20 protein-coding genes, 1 tRNA gene and 1 riboswitch are annotated in these 23,818 nt (G+C 48.3%); of the genes, 6 read left to right on the forward strand and 15 right to left on the reverse strand.

Annotation, left to right across the window (positions count from 1 at the left end):
* Positions 1–131: 131 nt before the first annotated feature.
* The 6 genes from HMPREF2675_RS05130 to metK form a co-directional block, all read right to left on the reverse strand.
* Positions 132–956 (reverse strand): undecaprenyl-diphosphate phosphatase, encoded by an 825-nt coding sequence (locus HMPREF2675_RS05130; protein WP_070583696.1) that lies wholly within the window; start codon positions 954–956, stop codon positions 132–134.
* 44 nt (positions 957–1,000) lie between these two features.
* Entirely contained in the window at positions 1,001–1,642 is a 642-nt protein-coding gene (locus HMPREF2675_RS05135) for a thiol:disulfide interchange protein DsbA/DsbL (RefSeq protein WP_070814478.1), read from the reverse strand.
* Between the two features lie 11 nt (positions 1,643–1,653).
* Positions 1,654–2,769, reverse strand: coding sequence for an SPOR domain-containing protein (locus HMPREF2675_RS05140; protein WP_070814287.1), 1,116 nt, complete (start codon positions 2,767–2,769; stop codon positions 1,654–1,656).
* 153 nt (positions 2,770–2,922) lie between these two features.
* A complete protein-coding gene (locus tag HMPREF2675_RS05145; protein ID WP_070814288.1) occupies positions 2,923–4,419 on the reverse strand; it encodes a YifB family Mg chelatase-like AAA ATPase in 1,497 nt (498 codons plus the stop codon).
* Positions 4,420–4,432: 13 nt separating this feature from the next.
* Positions 4,433–4,753, reverse strand: coding sequence for an accessory factor UbiK family protein (locus tag HMPREF2675_RS05150; protein ID WP_070814289.1), 321 nt, complete (start codon positions 4,751–4,753; stop codon positions 4,433–4,435).
* A gap of 109 nt (positions 4,754–4,862) precedes the next feature.
* Complete coding sequence (gene metK / locus HMPREF2675_RS05155) at positions 4,863–6,032, reverse strand: methionine adenosyltransferase (protein WP_070814290.1); 1,170 nt, start codon at positions 6,030–6,032, stop codon at positions 4,863–4,865.
* A gap of 173 nt (positions 6,033–6,205) precedes the next feature.
* Positions 6,206–6,316, reverse strand: a riboswitch (SAM-I-IV-variant riboswitch).
* 108 nt (positions 6,317–6,424) lie between these two features.
* Between metK and HMPREF2675_RS05160 the strand changes: the two genes are divergently transcribed.
* Positions 6,425–7,306: a lysophospholipid acyltransferase family protein gene (locus tag HMPREF2675_RS05160; RefSeq protein ID WP_070814291.1), complete on the forward strand. Its 882-nt coding sequence runs from the start codon at positions 6,425–6,427 to the stop codon at positions 7,304–7,306.
* A 48-nt stretch (positions 7,307–7,354) separates the two neighbouring features.
* Here the strand turns inward: HMPREF2675_RS05160 and HMPREF2675_RS05165 are convergent.
* Positions 7,355–7,431 (reverse strand) — tRNA-Pro (locus HMPREF2675_RS05165).
* Between the two features lie 205 nt (positions 7,432–7,636).
* Here HMPREF2675_RS05165 and recC point away from each other — a divergent pair.
* Positions 7,637–10,936, forward strand: coding sequence for an exodeoxyribonuclease V subunit gamma (recC, locus tag HMPREF2675_RS05170; RefSeq protein ID WP_070814292.1), 3,300 nt, complete (start codon positions 7,637–7,639; stop codon positions 10,934–10,936).
* Positions 10,937–10,939: 3 nt separating this feature from the next.
* Positions 10,940–11,446: a thioredoxin family protein gene (locus HMPREF2675_RS05175; protein WP_070814293.1), complete on the forward strand. Its 507-nt coding sequence runs from the start codon at positions 10,940–10,942 to the stop codon at positions 11,444–11,446.
* Between the two features lie 113 nt (positions 11,447–11,559).
* On the opposite strand, the gene lapB is transcribed toward HMPREF2675_RS05175, so the two are convergent.
* Both lapB and HMPREF2675_RS05185 read right to left on the reverse strand, forming a co-directional pair.
* Positions 11,560–12,729 (reverse strand): lipopolysaccharide assembly protein LapB, encoded by a 1,170-nt coding sequence (lapB, locus tag HMPREF2675_RS05180; protein ID WP_049330690.1) that lies wholly within the window; start codon positions 12,727–12,729, stop codon positions 11,560–11,562.
* Positions 12,730–12,754: 25 nt separating this feature from the next.
* Positions 12,755–13,078, reverse strand: a complete 324-nt coding sequence (locus HMPREF2675_RS05185) for a LapA family protein (RefSeq protein ID WP_070814294.1) — start codon at positions 13,076–13,078, stop codon at positions 12,755–12,757.
* Positions 13,079–13,295: 217 nt separating this feature from the next.
* Here HMPREF2675_RS05185 and ilvE point away from each other — a divergent pair, with 217 nt between their 5' ends.
* Positions 13,296–14,294 carry a branched-chain-amino-acid transaminase gene (gene ilvE / locus HMPREF2675_RS05190; protein WP_070814295.1) on the forward strand — a complete coding sequence of 333 codons (999 nt, stop codon included), beginning with the start codon at positions 13,296–13,298 and terminating at the stop codon, positions 14,292–14,294.
* A 698-nt stretch (positions 14,295–14,992) separates the two neighbouring features.
* The gene (locus HMPREF2675_RS05200; RefSeq protein WP_349251540.1) at positions 14,993–17,611 is read left to right on the forward strand and encodes a right-handed parallel beta-helix repeat-containing protein; all 2,619 of its coding nucleotides are present in this window, start codon (positions 14,993–14,995) and stop codon (positions 17,609–17,611) included.
* A gap of 90 nt (positions 17,612–17,701) precedes the next feature.
* On the opposite strand, the gene metE is transcribed toward HMPREF2675_RS05200, so the two are convergent.
* The 3 genes from metE to iscX form a co-directional block, all read right to left on the reverse strand.
* Positions 17,702–19,978, reverse strand: coding sequence for a 5-methyltetrahydropteroyltriglutamate--homocysteine S-methyltransferase (gene metE / locus HMPREF2675_RS05205; RefSeq protein ID WP_070814297.1), 2,277 nt, complete (start codon positions 19,976–19,978; stop codon positions 17,702–17,704).
* A gap of 89 nt (positions 19,979–20,067) precedes the next feature.
* Positions 20,068–20,949 carry a methylenetetrahydrofolate reductase gene (metF, locus tag HMPREF2675_RS05210; RefSeq protein WP_003745556.1) on the reverse strand — a complete coding sequence of 294 codons (882 nt, stop codon included), beginning with the start codon at positions 20,947–20,949 and terminating at the stop codon, positions 20,068–20,070.
* 168 nt (positions 20,950–21,117) lie between these two features.
* The gene (gene iscX, locus HMPREF2675_RS05215; protein WP_003682097.1) at positions 21,118–21,315 is read right to left on the reverse strand and encodes a Fe-S cluster assembly protein IscX; all 198 of its coding nucleotides are present in this window, start codon (positions 21,313–21,315) and stop codon (positions 21,118–21,120) included.
* A gap of 311 nt (positions 21,316–21,626) precedes the next feature.
* Between iscX and HMPREF2675_RS05220 the strand changes: the two genes are divergently transcribed.
* Positions 21,627–22,247 (forward strand): hypothetical protein, encoded by a 621-nt coding sequence (locus tag HMPREF2675_RS05220; protein ID WP_070814298.1) that lies wholly within the window; start codon positions 21,627–21,629, stop codon positions 22,245–22,247.
* Positions 22,248–22,323: 76 nt separating this feature from the next.
* Here the strand turns inward: HMPREF2675_RS05220 and fdx are convergent, their stop codons facing one another.
* From fdx to HMPREF2675_RS05235, 3 genes are all read right to left on the reverse strand, one after another.
* Complete coding sequence (gene fdx / locus HMPREF2675_RS05225) at positions 22,324–22,665, reverse strand: ISC system 2Fe-2S type ferredoxin (RefSeq protein WP_003686005.1); 342 nt, start codon at positions 22,663–22,665, stop codon at positions 22,324–22,326.
* A gap of 92 nt (positions 22,666–22,757) precedes the next feature.
* On the reverse strand, positions 22,758–23,120 hold the full coding sequence (locus tag HMPREF2675_RS05230; RefSeq protein ID WP_070814299.1) for a TIGR02328 family protein: 363 nt from the start codon (positions 23,118–23,120) through the stop codon (positions 22,758–22,760).
* Positions 23,117–23,746, reverse strand: coding sequence for a GIY-YIG nuclease family protein (locus HMPREF2675_RS05235; protein WP_070814300.1), 630 nt, complete (start codon positions 23,744–23,746; stop codon positions 23,117–23,119). Before HMPREF2675_RS05235 ends, HMPREF2675_RS05230 begins: the two co-directional genes overlap by 4 nt.
* Positions 23,747–23,818: the final 72 nt, after the last annotated feature.

The following is a 23,818-nucleotide window of genomic DNA, read 5'->3' on the forward strand; positions in this document are numbered from 1 at the left end:
AGCTGTACGGACGGTGAGGAGATATTTAGGGGTAATGATGCGGAGTGTCGGCCTTTTATGGGGTGACAATCGGAGGGGAAGGGATATAAGAAAGAAAAAAGGGCGTGAGACACGTCCTTTCGGGAGAGGGGTTATTCGCTCCAGCTGACCCAGCCCAGCATCCAAGTAAGGAGAATCAGACCACCAAATACAATACGGTAGTAGGCAAAAGGAACATAGTTTTTACTGGAGACAAATTTCAGCAAAGCTTTTACTGCCAATAAACCGGCGATAAATGCTGCGATAAAACCGATGGCAATTTGTCCGACATCTTGCAAGGTAAAGAGTTTGTAATTTTTTAAGATGTCGTAACCTGTTGCCGCAATCATCATTGGTACAGCAAGGAAAAATGAAAATTCGGTAGCCGTTTTACGTTCCAGTCCCCACAACATACCTCCCATAATCGTACTGCCTGAACGTGATGTACCAGGGATAAGGGCGCAAATTTGGGCGCATCCTACAACAAATGCGTCGATTGGACGCATATCGTCTACATGATTGACTTTGGGTTTAGCTGTTGTTTGGCGTTTTTCAACCCATAAAATGAAGAAACCACCGAGTACCAGCATGGTAGCAACGGTAATTGGGTTGAAAAGGTGTAATTTGATTTGTTTGCTGAACAAGAGGCCAACAACCGCAGCAGGTATGAAGGCAATAAATAAATTCAGTACAAAGCGATTGGCTGTCCGTTCTTTACCGAGTCCTTTTATGATATGGGTAAATCGTTGGCGGTATTCGAATACGACAGCTAAAACTGCACCGAGTTGAATAGCAATTTCAAATACTTTTCCGTTGCTTTGAAAGTTCATTAAGTCACCGAATACAATCAAGTGGCCGGTACTTGAAATAGGGAGAAACTCGGTTAAACCTTCGATGATACCGAGAATAAGTGCTTTAAATAAAATCAGAATGTCCATAAGTTTTCAGACGGCCTTGAGGCCGTCTTTCTTTTGTTGAATAGTTAAAGTGGTTTTGAGGGTTGTTCGCGGCGGACTTTGACGATGAGCTCATCTATGGTTTTCATACCGGCTTTCCAGTCGGTACCGTTGAAATTGACTTTGTATTTACCACCGACGATGACAGTTGGTGTGTTTTCAATTCGATAAGTTTCCGTCAATTGCTGCATTTTTGCAGCAGCCGATGCGGCAGCAGGACTGTTGTAGGCTTGAAGCAGTTTTTTACTGTCAAAACTCGTCTGTTTACCCACCCATGATCGGAATACATTGGTATCGGCCAGGTTGATTTTTTGTTCGTAAACTGCTTTGAAGATGACCGGATTGGCTTGATATTTCAAACCTGAAAGATTGACGGCTGCGGCAACTTTGGCTAAACCCAACATTTCAGGTATCCAAACGACGTGCTCTGTCCGTAAGGAAACATCTTTAGCGAAGGTTTTGCTGTGTTGCAACAAAACCGGATCGAGATGGTAACAATGGACGCAGAAGTAGCCGAAAAACTCAAGTACTTCAATTTTCCCGGTTTGTTGCTGCGGAATAGGGCGACTGAGGACAGTATAGTCCACACCCTCGGTAGCAGCTTGCGCACTCAGACTGAGCAGGCTTAGGCTGAGTGCGACAATGGTTTGTTTTATACGCTGCTTCATCAGTGATTCCATTATTTGCTAGAACGAATCAAGCTGTTGATATTATGGCTTTGCAGGTTTTTTTGCAGTTTTACAGCGGCTTCCTGCGGCATGGTATTACTTTGAACTCGGTAAACGGTTTTGTCGCCGTTTTGCGATTCAACCACTTTGGAAGAAACACCTAAAATAGCCAGTTTTGCACGTTGTGAGTCAGCGCTGGAGCGGTCTGCATATGAACCAAGTTGCAGGAAGGCTTTTTTACCGCTGTTGGCAGCTACTTCAGCTTTTTCTGCTGACTGTTTACTTGCAGCGTTGCTGCTTTCTTTTGTTGCAGAGGCATTTGCTGCTTTACGTGCTTTTTCGATGCTGCCGCTGTTGAGGATTTGCTCAGGTGTCGGCTTGTTTTGCTTTTTGGCTTCAGCCGCTTTTTTCTCAGCCAGTTTGCGCTCGGCACGCTCTTTTTGTTTGGCAGTCAGCTGGTCGGCTGCTTTTTTGTCTTTAGTAGCTTTATCGGCAGCTTCTTTTTCCGCTTTGGCTTTTTCTGCGCGTTTTTTCTCTAACTCGGCTTTCTTCTCCGCCAGTTTTTTCTTAGCAGCTTCTTTTTCTGCTTCAGCTTTTGCAGCTTTTTCTTTGGCTTCGCGTTCGGCTTTGTCGGCAGCAGTTTTGTCTGCTCTTTCTTTTGCTTCACGTTCGGTTTTATCGGCAGCTTCTTTTTCCGCTTTTTCTTTAGCTTCGCGTTCGGCTTTATCGGCAGCGGCTTTCTCTGCTTTTTCTTTGGCTTCACGTTCGGCTTGTTCAGCTTTCTCCTGAGCTTCTTTTTCCGCTTGAGCTTTTTCTTCAGCTTCTTTGGCAGCCTTTTCAGCCTCTTCTTTAGCTTTTGCTTCTTTCTCTGCCGCTTCTTTTTCTGCTTTGGCTTTTTCTTCATCTGCTTGGGTAGATGAAGTGTCGGTAGCCGGGCGTTTCTCTGTTTTGTCTTGAGGTTTCAGGATTTCAGGTTCTTCGCTTTGTTTAGGCTGAGTCAGCTCTTTGAAAACGTTTTGGTTGCCTTGGTTCAAGAAGAACAAAATACCGGCAATAATACCTGTTGCCAGTATCAGGCCTAAAAAGAAACCAGCCAAGCCTTTGCCATATTGTGTAGATTTTTTCATGACTTACCTTGTAATAATGGGTTCAGACGGCCTGAAAGGAGACTGTCTGAGTTGGATTCGATATTTTATCAATAACCGTTATAGACGGCAAAATCCTGATGCTTTGTTTACTCTAGTTTTACTTAAACATAAAGATTCAGGCCGTCTGACAAGTTAAAGGGCGCGACGGAAGCCGATGGCTTTCATCACATGGGTTTTGCTGACTTCTTCGTCGCCTGCCAAATCGGCAAGAGTACGGGCAACGCGCATGATGCGGTGGAAACTTCGTGCGGAAAGGGACAGTTTTTCGAGCATGGTTCCCAAGGCTTCTTGCGCTTCTTTTTGGATGCGGGCTTTGCCATCGAGCTCGCCGACACTCAATTCGGCATTAACTTTGCCTTGTCGGCCGTATTGGATTTTGCGCGCGGCGGTAACGCGTTCCAATACGGTGGCACTGGATTCGCCTGCTTCTTGTTGCATCAATTCGGCAGCGGAAAGGCTGGGTACTTCGATGGTTAAATCAATACGGTCGAGCAATGGCCCTGAAATTTTGTTGCGGTAGCGGGCAACACTTTCAGGCGTGCAACGGCAAGGTTTGGACGGATGGCCAAGATAGCCACAAGGGCAGGGGTTCATGGCGGCGACAAGTTGGAACTTGGCCGGATAAACTGCTTGGCGTGCGGCGCGGGAAATATGGATTTCGCCGTTTTCCAAAGGTTCGCGCAACACTTCTAATACTTTACGGTCAAACTCGGGCAATTCGTCTAAAAATAACACACCATGGTGCGCCAAAGAAATTTCGCCCGGACGTGGGTCTGAACCACCGCCTACCATGGCAGCCGAGCTGGCGCTGTGATGAGGGCTGCGGAAAGGGCGGTTACTGTCGAGTTGCTGTTGATGGTTGGGTAGGAGCGAACGTAATGCCCATACTTCGACCAATTCGTCTTCAGTTAAGGGCGGAAGGATGCCGGGCAAACGTTGCGAAAGCATGGATTTGCCCGTACCCGGAGGGCCCATCATCAACAGGCTGTGTCCGCCTGCCGCTGCGATTTCTAAAGCAAGGCGGGCGGTGTGCTGGCCTTTAACATCGGCTAAATCAGGTATTTTACTTTGTTCAGACGGCCTTTGCGTCAGCTTGCATTCAGTTTGTGTCAACGGTTCGATACCGTTTAAATGCGCGGCCACTTCGCCTAAAGAACGTGCACCATAAACCGCGATACCGCGCATGACGGCAGCCTGTTCGGCATTTTCTTGCGGCAAGACGAACGAACGGCCTGCCTGCATTCCCTGCCATGCCATAGCCAGCGCACCGCGTACGGGACGCAGCAGGCCGGACAGCGCCAATTCCCCGGCAAACTCATATTGCGAGAGCTTTTCAGGATTGATTTGTCCCGATGCGGCAAGAATGCCTAAGGCAATCGGCAAATCGAAACGGCCGGATTCTTTTGGGAGGTCGGCCGGTGCGAGGTTGACGGTAATTTTCTTGGCGGGAAAGTCGAAGCCGCTTTGGATAATGGCGGCACGCACACGGTCGCGGCTTTCTTTGACTTCAGTATCGGGCAAACCGACGATATTGAAATGTGGCAAGCCGTTGGCAAGGTGGGCTTCCACTTCGACCAACGGCGCATTCATGCCGCTTAAGGCGCGGCTGTAAACCAAAGCAAGCGACATGTTTCAGACGGCCTTATTCGGCAGCTTCGGTTTGTTGTTTGATTTCGGCAACAGCTTCTTCCGCAGCGGCTTCAGCAGCTTTCAAAGCAGCTTCTTCAGGCTCTTGAGCGGCTTCGAGTTTGGCCAAACGGGTTTCCAATTCGGCCAGTTTGGTACGGGTTTTAATCAAAACCTGTTGTTGGATGTCGAATTCTTCGCGGGTCACCAAATCCATGCGGTTGAACGCGCTGCCGAGCATGGCTTTAACGTTTTTCTCTATGTCTTTGGCAGGGCTGTTGGCGATGGTTTCGCTGATTTTGGAGCTGACTTCTTCAAAAAGTTGTTTGCCGAACATAATCCGTATCCTTTATTCAGAATGTATATAGAAATTCAAGTGGCTATTGTATAAGGAAAAAGGCCGTCTGAAAACGTTTTGCTTTTCAGACGGCCTCAAATGCGGAAGTTTACACGCCTGCGGCTGCTTTTAATGCGGCTGCTTTGTCGGTGCGCTCCCAAGTAAATTCAGGCTCCTCGCGGCCGAAGTGGCCGTAGGCGGCGGATTTTCCGTAAATCGGGCGCAGCAGGTCGAGCATTTGGACGATGCCTTTAGGGCGCAGGTCGAAATGTTCGCGAACCAGGGCAATCAGTTTTTCTTCGCTGATTTTGCCGGTGCCGAAAGTATCGATGGAAATCGAAGTCGGTTCGGCAACGCCGATGGCGTAGGAAACTTGGATTTGGCATTGGGTTGCCAAACCGGCGGCGACGATGTTTTTCGCAACGTAGCGGCAGGCGTAAGCGGCGGAACGGTCCACTTTGGACGGGTCTTTGCCGGAGAATGCACCGCCGCCGTGCGGAGCAGCGCCGCCGTAGGTATCGACGATGATTTTACGGCCGGTCAAACCGCAGTCGCCTTGCGGGCCGCCGATAACGAAGCGGCCGGTCGGGTTGATCAGGTATTTTGTTTCGGCAGTCAGCATTTCGGGTGGCAGAACGGGCTTGATAATCTGCTCAATCACGGCTTTGCTCAGTTCTTCATGGCTGATGGCAGGGTCGTGCTGGGTGGACAGGACGACGGTGTCGATGCGTTTTACCTTGCCGGTTTCGCTGTCGTAAACCACGGTCAGTTGCGCTTTGGCATCAGGACGCAGCCAAGGCAGGCGGCCGTCTTTGCGCAATTCGCTTTGACGCTGCATCAGGCGGTGGCTGTAATAGATGGCAAACGGCATCAGGGTAGGGGTTTCGTCGCAGGCATAGCCGAACATCAAACCTTGGTCGCCCGCGCCTTGGTTCAAGTCGATGCCTTCGCCTTCGTTCACGCCTTGGGCGATGTCGGGGGATTGCTGGTCGTAGTACACGCCGACTGCGCAGCCGTTGGCGTCAAAGCCCAGCTCGGAGGAGTTGTAACCGATGCGTTTGATGGTTTCGCGTGCGACTTTGATGTAGTCTACTTGGGCGGTGGTGGTGATTTCGCCTGCCAATACGCACAAGCCTGTGTTGACCAAGGTTTCAGCGGCGACACGCGCTTTGGGGTCTTGCGCCAAGATGGCATCCAAAATTGCATCGGATACTTGGTCGGCAACTTTATCCGGATGGCCTTCAGATACCGATTCGGAAGTAAACAGATATTCGCTCATTGCTATTCTTTCATTAAAAACAGGCTACTGTGTTTTCAGACGGCCTTTTATTTCGGACAGCGGAAATCATAACAAAAACTCCGCTTTTTCTCTATACAAGTGAGAAACATTCGCACTTGCCTGCTGTTTCGGAATCCTGTTGCGCGTTTCTTACAGGCAAAAAAATTCCCGCATTAAGCGGGTTTGGATTGCTCTGGCGAGCCACATCGGTTTTTCAACCGTCCACCTTACCTTTCCGTTTGAAAAGCAGGTTGGCATGGAATTCCCAACTCTTAATGCAGCGCGGATAGTAGCAGAAAAGCAGGTGCGCCGCAATATATTTGCCCGAAGTCTGTTTTGTTCAGACGGCCTGTTTCGTTTACAATCTGTCCACTTCATTTTGGTAAAACCTTATGCAAACGCTTGTTACCTTTGTTTTTAAATTTTTGGCCGCGCTGCCTTTGGCTTGGTTGCACAAATTAGGCAACCTGCTGGGTAGTTTGGGTTTTCGTGTGCTGTCGAAAGATCGCCGGCGTGTTTTTGAAAACATGAAACTTGCCGGTTTGAACCCGACGGACGAGGCGGTGAAAAAAGTTTTCCGTGAAACGGCAAAAGGCGGCTTGGAATTGCCGGTGGCGTTTTTCAGACGGCCTGAGGAAATTGAAAACCTGTTTGTCAGCGTCAACGGTTGGGAACATGTTCAGACGGCCTTGAGCGCGGGCGAAGGTTTGCTGTTTATCACGCCGCACATCGGCAGCTATGATTTGGCAGGCCGCTACATCAGCCAGCAGCTGCCGTTTCCGCTGACGGCGATGTACAAACCGCCGAAAATCAAGGCTTTTGATGCGGTGATGCAGGCGGGGCGCGTGCGAGGTAAAGGCAAGACTGCGCCGACCAGCATTCAGGGCGTCAAACAAATCATCAAGGCCCTGCGCGGCAGCGAAGCGACCATTGTGTTGCCGGACCATGTACCGTCTCCAGAGGAAGGGGGCGACGGCGTGTGGGTGGACTTTTTCGGCAAACCTGCCTACACCATGACGTTGGCGGGCAAGCTGGCGCAAGTTAAAGGCGTGAAGGCTTTGTTTTTCTGCGGTGAGCGTCTGCCCAACGGGAAAGGCTTTGTCTTGCACATCGAGCCATTGCGCGGCGAGTTGAACGGCGATAAGGAGAACGATGCGCGCGTGATCAATGAAAATACCGAATATTGGATACGCCGTTTTCCGGAACAATATTTGTTTATGTACAACCGCTACAAACATCCCGAAGGCGCGCCTTTCCCGCCGCCGGAAGTATAGGCTTGCCGAATGTAAAAAACCTGCTTGGATTCAAGCAGGTTTTGTATTTGGTCGGAATGAGAGGATTCGAACCTCCGACCCCTTCGTCCCGAACGAAGTGCGCTACCGGGCTGCGCTACATTCCGAATGTGGGGAATTATAGGATAGGAGAAGCCGGTTTGTACAGGGGGTCGATAAATAATTAATAATTGGCTGCCGATGGATTTGTTTTGTTTTAGGCCGTCTGAAGCGATGTGTTTCAGACGGCCTGTGTTTTTGTTTGCCGCTTCTGCTGAAGCATTTGTCCTAATGGCATTATAATGTAGGCAATTGTTTTTTAGATTGTCTGCTATGTTTTATCTTTATCAGTCCGACCGTTTGGAAGCGCTTGCCGAAATGTGCGCGCATATTCATCAGGCCTTGCCTTTGGATGCGGTATTGGCGCAGGAAGAAGTGGTGGTGCAGAGCCAGGGGATGCGGCGTTATCTGAATGTGTTTTTTGCGCGCAAACTCGGCGTGGCGGCGAATTTGAAGTTCAGCCTGCCGGCCGGTTTGGCGTGGCAGCTGATGCGTAAATTGGTTCCCGATGTGCCGCCGCTCAGCCCGTTTTCGCCTGAGGTCATGCGTTGGCGTTTGCTGGATTTGTTCCGCAGCGAAGCGTTTCAGACGGCCCCGGAATACGAAAACGTGCGCCTGAAGCTGGAAAGTTATTTGCACAGTTCGGCATCGGCGGATTATCAGCTTGCCGGACAAATGGCGGATATTTTCGACCAATATTTGGTGTACCGGCCGGATTGGATTGATGCGTGGCAGGCCGGGAAGCTGCTGGGTTTGGGCGATGATGAGGATTGGCAGGCGCGGCTGTGGCGTTATTTGGACGATGGCAGCCAATCGGCGCCGCACCGCGTGGCCTTGTGGGAAAAGCTGTTGGCGCAGTTGGATAAATCGGTCTTGCCGCAAAGGTTGTTTGTATTCGGCATTTCGACAATGGCGCCGATGTATCTGCAACTGCTGCACCAAATTTCCAAGCATTGCGATGTGTTTGTGTTTGCGCTCAACCCGAGCAGCCAATATTGGGGCGAGGTCATCGACGAGGCGCAGATTTTGAAAAGGGGCGATGAGGCGGATTTGTCGCAGGCAGGGCATCTGCTGTTGGCTTCTTTGGGCAAGCAGGGGCGTGATTTCTTTGATTTTCTGTCGGAAGTGGAAACCGAGCAGGATATTCAGGTTTATGAAGAGGGAAAAGACGATACCTTGTTGCATTGCCTGCAAAACGATATCCAAAACTTAATCATGCCGTCTGAACGCTTATACCAACAGGAAGAAGGCGAAGCAGGCGCGCAGCAGGCTTGGGTTCAGGTTCACGATGCGGACGGAAATTCAGTGTGTGTCGAGCCGGACAAGCTGTTGAATGACGGCTCGGTCAAAATCGTCGCGGCACACAGTCCTTTGCGCGAACTGCAGATTTTGAAAGAAGAGCTGTCGCTGGTGTTGCAAAATAATCCTGACTGGCAGCCGCACGATATTGCCGTTTTGACGCCGAACATCGAGCCCTACAGCCCGTTTATCGAAGCCGTTTTTGGACAGGAGCAGGTGGGCAGCCAGGCTTTGCCGTATTCGATTTCGGATGTAAAACTCAGCCGCCGTCAGCCCTTGCTGTATGCTTTGGCGCAAACGTTGGACTTGCTGGAAAGCCGGTTTGAAGTGGACAAGGTTTTACCTTTGCTGGAAAGCCGGTTGGTGTTGCAACGCTTCGGTTTGAGCGAGGAAGATGTGCCGCTGCTGCATGAGGCTGTTGCCGGATTGAATGTGCATTGGGGTTTGGACCAAACCATGCGCGAGGGTAAAGACAACCTCTTTACTTGGCAGCAGGCGGTAGAGCGTTTGGCTTTGGGCTGGATGCTGCCCGAAGGCGGCAACGGCATGTGGCAGGGCGTGAGCGCGTGGCATAGCAACGTCAACCAGTTGGATGTGTTCAGCGGTTTTGCCGAATTTATCCGTACTTTGGCCGATATGGCGGCGCAATGGCAAGAACCTGCCGATGTGGAAGGCTGGGTGCAGCGTTGCCGCGATTTGCTGGAGAAACTGTTTGCTCCGGATACGGACGACCAATACGCCAAGCAGCAGTTTGAGCAGTCTTTGGCGAAATGGCAGGAAGAGGCGCAGTTGGCCGAATTTGACGGATTGTTGCCGTGTAAAACCGTTATCCGCCATATCCGTCGTTTTTTGGACAGCGAAAGTCAAGCCGGATTTTTGAGCGGCGGCATCACTTTTTGCAGTATGGTGCCGATGCGCAGCCTGCCGTTTAAAATGGTTTGCCTGTTGGGTTTGAATGACGGCGATTTTCCGCGCAATACCAAAGCGGCGGTGTTCGACCTGATTGCCAAACATCCGAAAAAAGGTGACCGCGCCCGCCGCGACGACGACCGTTATCTTTTCCTCGAAGCCTTAATCAGCGCGCGCGAAATGCTGTATTTGTCTTATATCGGCCGCGATATACGCAATGATGCTGAGTTTGCGCCGTCTTCGTTAATCAGCGAGCTGCTGGATACCATTGCCGCCATGACGGGGAAAAGCGGGCGCGAGTTGGCGGAGAAATGGGTGAAACATCATCCTTTGCAGGCGTTTTCGCGCCGTTATTTCCAAAAGGACGCGCTTTCAGACGGCCTCTTCAGTACGCGCCAAGATTACGCCGATGCGCTGAACCAACCGCCAGTGCAACCGCAGCCGTTTTTCCTTGAGGCTTTAAGTCAGGAAGAGCCGGGCAAAACCATTCAGCAGGGTGAGCTTATCAGTTTTTGGCGCAACCCTGTCAAAGTTTGGCTGAAGAAAAATTTAAGCTGGGATCAGCCGTATTTGGACGGCGCATGGGAATCTGCCGAACCGTTTGAGCCGCAACATGAAGGCCGGATTGCCGATGCCTATTTGGATGCGCGACGCAAAGGTGAAGATTTTGAAGATACGGCCATTCGGCTGAATGCAGAAAGCCTGATGCCGGTAGGCGAGTTGGGCGGCTTGTGGCAGAAGCAGTATCAGATATCTGCGAAAAACGTAGATGCCGAGTTGATACGCAGCAACAAAAGGCCGTCTGAACCTTATGAATTACACTTTGACGACTTGGTTTTACAAGGCACCATCGGCAATCTTTATGAATGCGGCCGCATTGTGTTCCAAAACCAAAAAGACAATGCGCCCAACCGCATTGCCCGTTTATTGGAGCATTTGATTTTTTGTGCCGTCGCCCCTCAATCCGTTGCAAACCGACAAACCCATATCGTCAGCCTGGGGCAGACCGAAACCTATGCCACCATCGGGCAAGAGGCGGCGAGAGAGCTTTTGAAAGAATGGTTGGTATATTTCCGAATCGGACAAAATACCCCCTTGCCGTTTTTCGCCAAAACCAGCCTTGCCGCTGCGGAGGAGTACGGCAAGAAAGAAGATTGGGATGCCGCCTTGAAAAAAGCCTATGATGTTTTTAACGGCAATAAAATGAACAAAGCGCAGAAAGAATATACCGAAGTGAAGCTGGTGTTTGGGTATTCGGACGAAGTGCCGCTTGAAGAGCCGCTATTTGAAAACCTCGTCGTCAATCTGCTTGTTCCGCTTTTGAACAGCGCGGCAGGGAAAAACAATGCAACAGAACAGGAGTAAAGCATGGCCACTTATACAGAATATTTGGATTTTGATACCGAAGAAGACAAATTGAAACAGCAGCAGCTCTATCAGGCGACCGAGCTGTCGGCGCAAACGGCAGCGGCGGTCAAAAAGATCAGCCGTCCGCAAAACTGGCTGCTTGCCGCTGCGCCATATTGTCCCGATTGCCGCGTGTTTGTGCCGTTTATTCAAAAAATAGCGGAGCTGAACCCCAATATCCGTGTCAACTATATTGCCCGTAGTGATTTTGACGACAGTAGCCGTTTCGATAATCCGCGCCAACAGGAAATTGTCCGCACCAACCAAAAAATCCCTGCGCTGTTTTTAATCGGACATGAAGAGGATGGGCCTGTGTTTAGCGAGTTTCCGCAAGTGGTGTTAAACCAAATTGCGGCAGATGAAACCCGTCGCACAGAATTGCGCGATGCGTACCGTGCCGGTGAGTTTAATGCCGATATTGAGGCTCAGATTGTAGCGGCGTTGGCATGGGCAGAGCAGCGTTGTTGAGCAAATAGTGCTGGTGTGTGCGCCTATGTTTTGAATCGCTTTGATATTTGCGTTGTCATAAAAAGGCCGTCTGAAAAGATTTCAGACGGCCTTTTTTGATATTTAACGCTTTATCAAATCTCGATTTTATTCGGCGTAAAGGTTTGCCATTTGTTGCAGGCAGGGCAGTGCCAGAAGAAGACTTGGGATTTGAAGTGGCAGTTACGGCAGCGGTACATAACGCTTTTTTGCAGCTGGCGGCCGATAATGGAACGAATCATATCGGTATCGGCTTTCCACTCCGGATTCATATTGCTGAGTTTCAAACCAAGCAGGCGGTACACGCCGTTGAGGTCGGGTTTTTGGCGGACGAGTTCGACAGCGATTTGCGCCGCTTCGGTTTCGCCTTTGAGCAACAGTGCTTTCTCGTAAATGACGTTGATCAGGTCAAGATCGGGGAAGGTTTGCATATAGCCGATGAGGCGGTTGAGGCCTTCTTCCTGTTTGCCTTGCGCGGCATAGGCTTCATAGAGTTTCTCGCCGACCATGCTCAAATAGGCGTGGTTTTGCTGCTCAATGGCGGAATACGCTTCCACGGCGGCAGGGAAGTTGCCCTGACGGTATTCGATGTCGCCGAGAATGATGTTGGCGCGCGTACATTTTTTGTTGGCTTCGAGCGCTTTGCCGATGTTGTAGCGGGCGGCATCGAAGTTGGATTTAAACAGCGCGGCTTGGGCGATTTCGCAATAGAACTGGGCGATTTCAAACTGGTAGGTTTGTTCGTCATGGCTTAAGAGCTGTGCCATCTCGATGGCTTTTTCCCAGTCGCGGTCTTGTTGATAAATGCTCAAAAGGTGTTGGCGGGCTTCGCGTGCCATATCGCCTTCCTGCAAGCCTAAAAAGATTTGTTCGGCACGGTCCACCAAGCCTGCGCTTTGGTAGTTTTGCGCCAATTCAAAAAGCACGCGTGCGCGTTTTTCGTTGACGGTGTCGGGCGAATCGAGCAGGGCGCGGTGCATATTGATGGCTTTGTCGTTTTCGCCGCGTTGGCGGTAGAGCTTGCCTAAGGTCAGGTTCAAGTCGTATGACTGCGGCTGCTGGTCGATGACTTCCGCCAATTCGCGCGCGGCGCGGCCGCTGTTGCGGTCAACGAGGGCGTCAAGGCTTTTGTAAAAGCCTGCCGGTATGCTTTTGGCCTGTTTCAGGACGGTCTTCATATCGACGCGCGCGGCAAACCAGCCCATAGCGAAGAAAACGGGGAGGAGGACGATGGGCAGTAAGATGACCCACAATTCGTTGTCCATGGTATTCCTTTATTGATTGGTGGCGTTACGCTTTGGGAGCGGTTTCGGAAGCCGTTGCCGGTGTTTCGGTTTTGACCGGGGTCAGGTCTTTTTCGGAAAGGTGGGCGTATTTTTTCACTTCGGCACGCAGACGGTTGTTTTCGCTGCGCAGGATCAGCAGACGGCCGAAGAGGGCAAACATACCGAACACGATGCCGATAATAAATGCACCGAAAAGTACGACAATCAGCGGCAGATTGATGTTTTGGCCGGGCAGGTAGAAGAAGGATACGGTGTGGGTATTGGTGATGGCCAGCAGGAGGAAAACAAGAAGAATCAGGATTTTGATGATGGTAGAGATGAGTTTCATGGGTTACTCCGGGTTGGCTGCGATTGGGGCAGGCCGTCTGAAAAATGGTATCAGTTTAAACGATTTGCCGGATTTCGGATAGGACGGCATGTTTCAGACGGCAGGGGGCGGTGTCTTTATGCTGACGGGTACTTGTCAAACCTATATTGAAAGGCGTATTGTTCAGTCTTTAATTAATTAATTTATTTTGCACATCAGAATAAGAAAGGCAATCATCATGAGCAGAACAGTTCCAGCCGTATTCGGCAGCGTTTTTCACGCTGAAATGCCCGTTATCGCTTATCGTGAAGGTAAATGGCAGCCGGTAGAATGGCAATCTTCCACAGACCTGACAATCGCCCCTGGCGCGCATGCTTTGCATTACGGCAGCGAATGTTTTGAGGGTTTGAAGGCATTCCGTCAGGCAAACGGCAAAATCGTGATGTTCCGCCCGACCGCCAACATCGCGCGTATGCAGCAAAGCGCAGATATTCTGCACCTGCCTCGTCCTGAAACGGAAGCTTATTTGAATGCTTTGATCGAATTGGTCAAACGTTCCGCCGAGGAAATCCCTGATGCGCCAGCTGCGTTGTACCTGCGTCCGACTTTGATCGGTACCGATCCTGTGATCGGTAAAGCTGGTTCTCCTTCTGAAACTGCTTTGCTGTACATTCTGGCTTCTCCTGTCGGCGACTATTTCAAAGCCGGTTCGCCCGTTAAAATCTTGGTGGAAACTGAACATATCCGTTGCGCCCCACATATGGGTCGTGTGAAATGCGGCGGCAACTACGCTTCCGCCATGCCTTGGGTATTGAAAGCCAAAGCAGAGCACGGTGCAAACCAAGTGCTGTTCTGTCCGAATGGCGATGTTCAGGAAACCGGCGCATCTAACTTTATCCTGATTAACGGCGATGAAATCATTACCAAACCGTTGACAGACGAATTCCTGCACGGCGTTACCCGTGATTCCGTGCTGACTGTTGCCAAAGATTTGGGCTACACTGTTACCGAGCGCAACTTTACCGTTGATGAGCTGAAAGCAGCTGTGGAAAATGGCGCAGAGGCGATTCTGACCGGTACGGCTGCAGTTATTTCTCCGGTAACTTCTTTCGTGATTGATGGCAAAGAAATCGAAGTGAAGAGCCAAGAGCGCGGTTACGCAATTCGTAAGGCGATTACCGACATTCAATACGGTTTGACAGAAGACAAACACGGCTGGTTGGTCGAAGTTTGTTAAATAGGACGCATTTAATAAAAAAGGCCGTCTGAAATATTTTTTCAGACGGCCTTTTTTTATTGGATTTTAGATAGGGAAAGCAATAATAAAATGCTAAATTTTACAAATAAGCGGTAGCATTTTAAGATAATCGGTATATAATGCGCAATTATGTTGTAAAAATACACATTGAAAATATCGAATTTTATTGATTTTTCGATGAAGTTAAAAACATTTATAGATATTTATTTTGTATATTTTGTAAATTTAGTTAAATGGGGAATGCTAAAAACATATTGTGTTAGAATTCCCCTCCTTTTTGGCTTCGCGGGATTAACTCTGTCCGCCAAAAAAGAAAAACAATGCAAGATAAAACCATTTTTATTTTGCTATAAAAATCAAAAATAACTTAACTTTGGATGAACTAATCAATTAAAAAGGGACTCTGATACATTTTCCGTCAAAAATAACCGGACACATGGTGCGCGGACAGATTGCCTATAAAAGTCATCCAAGGGTTCTGTCCAAGCACCATTACCGTTTTCAATCAGAAAATCGGCAGAAGGGGAAACGCTGCCGAGTTTCTCAAAGTGGCCAGCTTTATACAGGCAATTGCTGTTACGACAGAATCCGTCTTACCTCTTTATTCATCGAACTTTTTTGTTGCACGCTTGTGCGGTGGGAAAGGACGATATTTGATACAAGGAAATACGCTGATTATGTCACATAAACTTGCCCCTCTTGGCCGTACCCATATCCGTCAAGGCTCCTCAACTCCTGAAACCACTTCCGAATCATCTTCTCCTCTAAAAGAATGGATACACACCCAAAATTTTGGGGGAAGTCCGTCTGTTTTTCCTGAACCCAAGCAATTAAGCGGTAAAAATACTGTAACGAAAGAATCGGTTCATGTGGCTGAGGCGGCAAGATTGAACAGTACCTCATCATCTTCAGACGGCGTTGTAACAAAAATGCGTGTCGTACGGGCTAGTGTTGCTTCTGCAGGCAGCGTTTCCAGTAAAAATACCATTGCGTCTAAAGTAACGGACAAACAGGTTGTTTCAAAAGAGCCGGTAAACAAACCGGTTAATCAATCGATGGAAAAAATTTTGGCTGAAAAGCAAAAAAAATACGAAGAGGCTAAAGCAAAAAAAATAGCCGAAGCCGCCACAGCCAAAGCAAACGCCGTCGAGCATGCAAAAGAAGCGCATAAAGCAGCAGTCGAAAAAGCGATTGCAGAGCGTAAAGCCAAACAAGACGCTGCCCGCAAAGAAAAAGAGGCAGAAGACAGAATTGCCGAAGGAAAAAAAACAGTCGAAATTGTGCATAAAAAGATTTTGAACGATTCAGACGGCCATAATAAAGTCGTGAGCGTTTCTTCCAGCAAAAAAACAGCCATGAGTCACGATAGCCACCTCAGTTCAGTCAAAGAAAACAAAATTGACGATCATGCCGAAAGCAGGGCTGTTGTATCTGGAAAATACCGCGTGTATCAATCTAAAGAGTACGGTAATTATGTTCGCGTGAATGATTTTGGTGCCGATGCGCAGGGTAAAAAAGACAGCCTTCAGGCATTTAAAGCGGCTTTAGAAGCGGCTCATAAAGAAAAAGCCATGGTCTTCTTGGATGGTACCTACTATATTTCCAACCAGATTGTGATGGATAAAACCGTTTCCGGTGCACGCGGTTTGTTTGGTTCGGGGATGGGCAAAACCAAAGTAACGTTTGATAAGGTGCAGACGGGTGTGTTCAATCCGAACACCAACCATGATGATATTCGCCAATTTGCCGGTATCTTGATCGATGGACAAAACAATAAAACCATTGCCAACTTGTCGGTTCAATATACCAACCCTGATTTTTACCGCAAAGGCTTAAGCTATTTTGGCAAGGTAAACGGCATTTTGGTAAACGATGCGGACAATACTTTAATCAGTAAAGTAGAAGTTTCCGGTGCCAATCGTGCTGGTGTGATGTTTACGTCGACCGCTTCTTTGGAAAAGGAAAAAGGTCAAAAGCTGACCTTTAAAGAGCGCGTACAAAGCGGCGAAATTGATGAAAAATATGAAGCGCTGCCTTTGGGTGAAAACAACCGTATTGTTGATTCGTATCTGCACCACAACCGCGTTGCCGGTGCGCTGATCGGTTTCCAACAAAACTTTATCGGCGAGGGCAACCGTTTGGATTGGAACGGCCACGAAGCGGACGGCGGTACCGGCTACGGTATGGCTGTGGTTGCGGGCAGCTACAATTACGGTGTCACATACCGTAAAAACACGACCAACCACAACTACCGCAAAGGCTTGGATGTGCATGATGGTACAGGCATTGTCATTGAAGACAATGTGTTAACAGGTGATCGGCTGTATGGTATTGCTGCTTACAACCGCCAGTTTTCTATGGATAAAGTCAAAATTACCGGCAATACCATTATTCAAGACCCAAGCTTCCGTTTGAATGTTGATGATGACTTGGGCAAGCACTACCACATGTATTCAGGTATCCAGGTGCAAACCAATACCCAATACAAAGATTTACACTCGGCTGATAAAGGCTATTTCGATATCAGCAATAATGTCATTAAAAATCTGACGGTTTATCAAAACAATATTCAGACTTACGCGATTGAGTTCCGTAACCATGAAAGCAAAATGGATTACACGCTCAATATGGCAAACAACAAGATCAGCGGCGAATCCACCAAATATCTGATTGCCGTCATCAACGATACCTACGACCGCGTTTTATCTAAAAACGGCATTGGTAGCGGTACCATTACCATCAGCGGCAATGATGCCGATATCGGCAAGATCATGAAAGGCGCAGTACCGGTTTATGTGGAAGAACACCATGGTAATGTCGCTATGCATGGTGCGGTGACAATTCACAACAACAAAATTTCCGTGCGTGAAGCATCTGATGGCTATGTCGAATTTGCTTATTTGAAAAGCAATGCCAAAGAGTACAACATCACCAATAACACATTGAAACTTGGTGGTGCCCTGGATGATGCTTTGGTAGACGTACACAGTACCAACCCTAAGGGCAAGGTATCTTTAAATGTAGCCAACAATAAAATCATGACGGACATCAAAGATGAACTGTATGATTCATGGCTGCGCTTTGAAAATAACATCAAAACGTATTCAGAAGGCAATAGCCATAATGGTGCAGCACTGACAAAGGTGAATACGACCGGCAGTAAAGTTGCCTTGAGCGATATCTTGTCAGAAGCCAACTATATTGTCGCAACAACTAAAGATGCTGTGTATCACCATACTAAGAACGTGTATACATCAGGAGTGGAAGAACATCATATAACGACAGGGATTTTGTAAACTGTTGAATTCATGATATTTATTTTTTAAATATCGATAAATAAAAAAGGCCGTCTGAAAATTTTCAGACGGCCTTTCATCTAACTCACATTATTTAGCCAGTTCGGCACGCAGTTTGTGGGTTACGTTCATCATCACTTGGAGTTGTTCCAGAGTTTCTTTCCAGCCACGTGTTTTCAGGCCGCAGTCTGGGTTAACCCACAGACGTTCAACCGGTACAACCTCGATGGCTTTGCGCAACAGATGCTCAACTTCAGCTTCAGTCGGTACGCGTGGGCTGTGGATGTCGTAAACGCCCGGGCCGATGTCGTTCGGATATTTGAACTCGCCGAACGCAGTCAAGAGCTCCATGTCGGAACGTGAAGTTTCGATGGTGATGACGTCAGCGTCCATGGCGGCGATGGCAGGCAGGATGTCGTTGAACTCAGAGTAGCACATATGAGTGTGGATTTGGGTGCTGTCTTCGCAACCGGTAGAGGACAGGCGGAAAGATTCACCGGCCCAGTTCAGGTAGGCATCCCAATCGGCACGTTTCAAAGGCAGACCTTCGCGGATGGCAGGTTCGTCAATTTGGATGACTTTGATGCCGGCTTTTTCCAGATCCAATACTTCGTCGTTCAGAGCCAGTGCGATTTGTTTGCACACGGTAGAGCGAGGAATATCGTTGCGGACGAAAGACCATTGCAGAATGGTTACAGGACCGGTCAACATACCTTTCATCGGGCGGTTGGTCAGGCTTTGTGCGTAAGTAGACCAGGCGACAGTCATGGCTTCAGGACGGCTTACGTCACCGAAGATGATAGGTGGTTTAACGCAGCGTGAGCCGTAGCTTTGTACCCAGCCGTATTGGGTGAATGCAAAACCGCTCAACAGTTCGCCGAAGTATTCGACCATGTCGTTACGCTCGGCTTCGCCGTGTACCAGTACGTCCAAGTCCAGTTTTTCTTGCTCTTCAACCACCAAGGCGATTTCTTTTTTCATCGCGGCTTCGTAATCGGCGGCAGACAGTTCGCCTTTTTTGAAGGCTGCGCGTGCTTGGCGGATTTCGGTGGTTTGCGGGAAAGAACCGATGTTGGTAGTCGGCAGCAGCGGCAGGTTCAACCATGCTTGTTGCGCTTTGATACGGTCGGCAAATGGAGATTTGCGTTGGTCTGCGTTGGCAGGCAAATCGGCCAGGCGTTTGGCAACGTCTGCACGGTGGATTTCGCTGCTGTTGGCACGGGAGTCGGCGGCAGCTTGGCTGGCGGCCAGTTCTTCGGCAACAGAGTCACGACCTTCGTTCAATGCTGCTTTCAGAACGCGCAATTCTTGGGTTTTTTGCAGGGTGAATGCCAACCAAGAGTACAGATCAGGTTTGTTGGCTTTCAGTTTTTCTTCAACTGACAAGTCAAATGGAGTGTGCAGCAGAGAGCAAGAGCTGGAAATCCACAAACGGTCGCCCAGTTTGGCTTGCAGAGGCTCAACAGTTTCCAAAACTTTGTTCAGGTTGGCGCGCCAAATATTGCGGCCGTCGATAACGCCGGCAGACAGAACTTTGTCGTAGTCGGCAAATGCGTCCAGTTGCTCGGGAGCGCGTACCAAGTCGATGTGCAGACCGTCAACAGGCAGGGATTTCAGCAAAGCAGCGTGTTCTGCAACAGAGCCGAAGTAAGTGCTCAACAGGATTTTGGCGTTTACTTTGCTCAAAGTGGCGTAAACGTCTTTGTAGGCTTCTACCCATTCTTTTGGCAGGTCGACAGCCAAAGCAGGCTCGTCGATTTGAATCCATTCGGCACCGGCTTCAACCAAAGCGTTCAGGATTTCAACGTAAACAGGCAACAGTTTAGGCAACAGGCTCAGACGGTCGAATTCGACAGCGCCTTTTTCTTTACCTACCCACAGGAAAGTCAATGGGCCGACGATGGTCGGTTTGGCTTTCAGACCCAAAGCTTGGGCTTCTTGCAGTTGTTGAACGTAGTGTTTAGCGTTGGCTTTGAATTCGGTATCGGCGTGGAATTCAGGCACCAAGTAGTGGTAGTTGGTGTCGAACCATTTGGTCATTTCGATAGCGAATTGGTCTTTGTTACCACGGGCCAGTTGGAAGAATTGTTCCAAAGACAGGTTTTGGCTGTCGAAGCCGAAACGGGCAGGGATGGCACCGGTGGCAACTTGCAGGTCGAGGATGTGGTCGTAGAAAGTGAAATCGCCTACGGCAACGTAATCAGCGTTGGCCGCGGCTTGGTGTTTCCAGTTTTTCTCGCGCAAGTCTTTAGCAACAGCCAGCAATTCTTGCTCGCTGATTTCTTTGCGCCAGTATTTTTCTTGTGCGAATTTCAATTCGCGGAAGGCACCGACGCGCGGGAAGCCTGAAAAATGCAATGTTGTCATGTTAACTCTCCTAGTTGGAATTTTGAATCAGGCCGGTATGGCCTGAATGTTCGATATTGTAAATCAGAATGGGGAGGCCGTCTGTTTTATTAACGCGGACGCACGCCCAAAATATGGCAGATGGCGTAAGTCAGTTCGCTGCGGTTGAGGGTGTAGAAGTGGAAGTCTTTGACACCTTCGCGCGAGAGGACTTTGACCATGTCGATGGCGATGCTGGCGGCAACAAGGTTGCGCGTGCCTTGGTCATCATCCAAACCTTCGTACATTTTAGACAGCCAGCTTGGGATTTTGACGTTGGTCACTTGGGCCATTTTGGTCAATTGTTTGAAATTGGTTACGGGCAGGATGCCGGGAACGATTTCAACGTCAATGCCCATCATCACGCAACGGTCGCGGAAGCGCAGATAGCTTTCCACGTCGAAGAAGAATTGGGTAATAACGTTGTTTGCACCCGCATCGATTTTGCGTTTCAGATTAATCAAGTCGGCTTGTGCGGATTTGGCTTCAGGGTGAACCTCAGGGTATGCTGCTACAGAAATGTCAAAGTCGGCAACGGAGCGCAACAGTTTGACCAAATCTTCGGCATAGAAAGGTTTTTTTTCGTAGCCGGGCGGCTCGTCGCCACGCAGGGCAACAATGCGGCGGATACCGCTGTCCCAATAATCTTTGGCGATTTGGCGCAACTCGTCAGGGCTGGCATCGATACCGGTCAGGTGGGGGGCGGCGTCAAGGCCGGTTTCTTGTTTGATGCGTTTGACGATACTGTGTGTGCGGTCGCGTTCGCCGGAGTTTGCACCGTAGGTTACGGAAACGAATTTCGGATGCAAGGTTTGCAGGCGATGGATGGAATCCCACAGCATGGTTTCCATTTGTTCGTTTTTCGGCGGGAAAAATTCGAACGAAACATTGATGTCGCCTTTCAAATCGGAAAGGCTGTTGTTTAAAGCAGCGATTTCTCGAGCATGATTCATGGTTATGCACCTTCTGCATATCTTTTATTTGTTGTCAGACTGCATAATAAGTTTGAGGTTGGTATGAGTCAATTTCGAAATTTTCCGAAATTGTATGAATAGATTTAATAAAGACCTCAGGCCGTCTGAAAAACAGCCTGAGGTCTTGTTTGATGAAAAGGGAAAAGGTTATTCCGCTTCATCTATCCAGGCTTGTTGCACGGCTTCGAGAATGCGTTCGCCGCAACGCGCCGGATCATCGTCAAATTCAGGCAGTGCCATAATCAAATCACGCAGTTGGGTAAAACGCACGGTTTTCGGGTCGATGCTGTCGCCGTGTAAATCGTAGAGTTCTTCGGCGATGCGTTGAGTATCTGTCCATTTCATGATGTGTTCCTTTATTGGGGTTCGACTATTGCCAATTATTTTAATCAAGAAGAAGTCGGACTGCCAGATTGTTTTACGGAAGATGGGCAGATAAATAATGATGTTATTTTTTAATAAAATAGCATATTTGCGTTAAAATACGGCAAGACACTTAAAACTTAAGGCATATTCTCTTTGAATCTGCTGCATTGCACTTTTTATTCCGTTTTGAATGATTTGGTTTTCATGCAAAATTTACATTTAGCTATGCAACCAAATTTTTTAGAATGGCTCTTAAGAAAATCCATCGCTTAAAAATAAAAGGAAAAAAGATGAATAACGCACTCAACGCCAAGCTGTCCAAACTGATTTACTCGCTTGCTTCCGATGATCCGGAGTATCTGGCTAAAGCAGACGCATTCGACCGTTTGCTGTTGTTGGTTCGCGAATTTTATCGGATGCTGGACGAAACAGAAGGTTTGAAACAGCTGGTGTTCCGTCTGTATTACGGCAAGCACTATGGCTTGATTAAACTGGATGCTGCTTCACCCAATGACGATGCAGGCGCATTGAGGTTGAAACGTTGGATGGTTTATTCGCGTATCGCAGAGCGTATCGAAAATTGTGGCAAGCATTTGTCGGTTGTGCTTGAAGATGCGGTGTTAGAAAATAGTGCGGACAAATCTCATTATATAGATGAAGCCAATGCTATCATCGCGCGTTTCGGTTTGGTAAGGGATGAAGCTGCACTTTCGGCCATCGAGGAAGAGGAAGCATTGAAAGCAGAGGCCGAACTGTCGGCAGCAAACAAGCCCCAGAACGCGGCTCCCCGTTATAACGGCAATATGCATCAAATCAGAATGCAAGAAAAAATTGAAAATTATTCAGCTACGCAGAAAGTGGCCTCCATGCAAATTTCGCGTATGCGTTTTATTTTTCCTCATATCAAATAGTTTGCTGCATCACCAAAAGGCCGTCTGAAAACCATGAATTTGTGGTTTCAGACGGCCTTTTTCATTAAGCCTTGTTCTAGTGGTCTTCACGCGCATGGTTGATCGTATATTTGGGGATTTCTACGACCAAATCTTCATCGGCAACGACTGCCTGACAGCTCAAACGTGAATCGGCTTCCAAACCCCATGCCTGGTCGAGCAGATCTTCTTCCAATTCGGTCGGCTCTTCCAGGCTGTCAAAACCTTTGCGGATAATCACGTGGCAGGTGGTGCAGGCGCAGGATTTTTCGCAGGCATGATCGACTTCGATATCGTGGTCGAGCAGTACGTCAAGGACGGTTTGACCTTCCGGTGCGTCTTCGATAACCGCGCCTTCGGGGCATAATGTCGCGTGTGGGAGTACGGTAATTTTTGGCATTTTTATTGTCTCGGTTGTTTAAGAGTGGTTGTGGTTAAAGTGGTTTCAGACGGCCTTGGGTATTCAATATTCAGGCCGTCTGAAAAATGGGTTTATAACATGATGCCTTTACTTTTTAAATTTTCCAGACATTCGTCCAAGTAAGCATCATCATGTTCGGCATAAATCGGCGAAGTGGCTGTTTCAGCCGCGTGCGAATGGTATGGGGCAACGGCTTTGCCGCGATATAGCGGATCTTTCCATAAAACATCCGGTTTGTAACCGCGCTTTTCCATCTCTTCCATAATCAACGCGTGATACAGATAGAGTTTGTAGGGTGAGTGGATAAAAACGTAATTAACCGTCGCATGCGGCCTGCCCCAGCCCGCTCCGCGTAAAGCAGCGCATTCGCGGTGTTGCCCCAAAAGCTGGGCACGGGGGAGTAGGGGGATAAGGGTTTGGTGCCAGAGTCTCATTGTGATTCAAATAATTTTGAATATTCTGCGTAAGCTTTCTCTAAATTTTCTTTTGAGTAGGTAGTATAAATATGAAGACCTTCTTCAATTTCAGTAGTTAGCTTTGTTCCACTTTTCCCAAAGTATTCGTCTTTATAGAGACGGACTTTGGAATTTTTAGGTTTATGTGTATTTTTCGAAGAGATGAGATTTCTTAATATAGAAGGATTTTGTTGGTGCTTTTCTTTGATAAAGGAGATAAATGCACTTCTGTCTATTTCAAAAATTTTTTCTTGATGATGTTCTTCGACAGTTTTTTCAAAACCCAACTCTGCTATTTCATTTTTAGGAAATACAATTTCGCCTCTTAATGAGAGAAAAAGCCTTTTCACAAGATTTTCATCAATTGCAAAAAGCTCAGTTTCTCCTATTCGGCTTTTGCCGAAAATTTCATGAAGTAAGGTTTCTTTTTCTTTATAGTTGTCGGTTTTAATGGCTAGAATGCGCTCTAACCCAGCAACGTTTGCGTAGCCGTTGTTTTCCAAATGGCGCATTCTAATTTCAAAATTATTTTCGTCAGTAATACCAATTTTATATACACCTTTGATGACGGTTTTCATCAGGTAGACAATGCCTGCTTTTTCCATTGTTGTTCTTTATTTTTATTTCTTTAAGAGGATATCTTTTCAGACGACCTCTCTATTTCCAAAGGCCGTCTG

Origin of the sequence: Neisseria sp. HMSC061H08, from assembly GCF_001836795.1 — a bacterium.
Classification (GTDB): Bacteria; Pseudomonadota; Gammaproteobacteria; order Burkholderiales; family Neisseriaceae; genus Neisseria; species Neisseria subflava_A.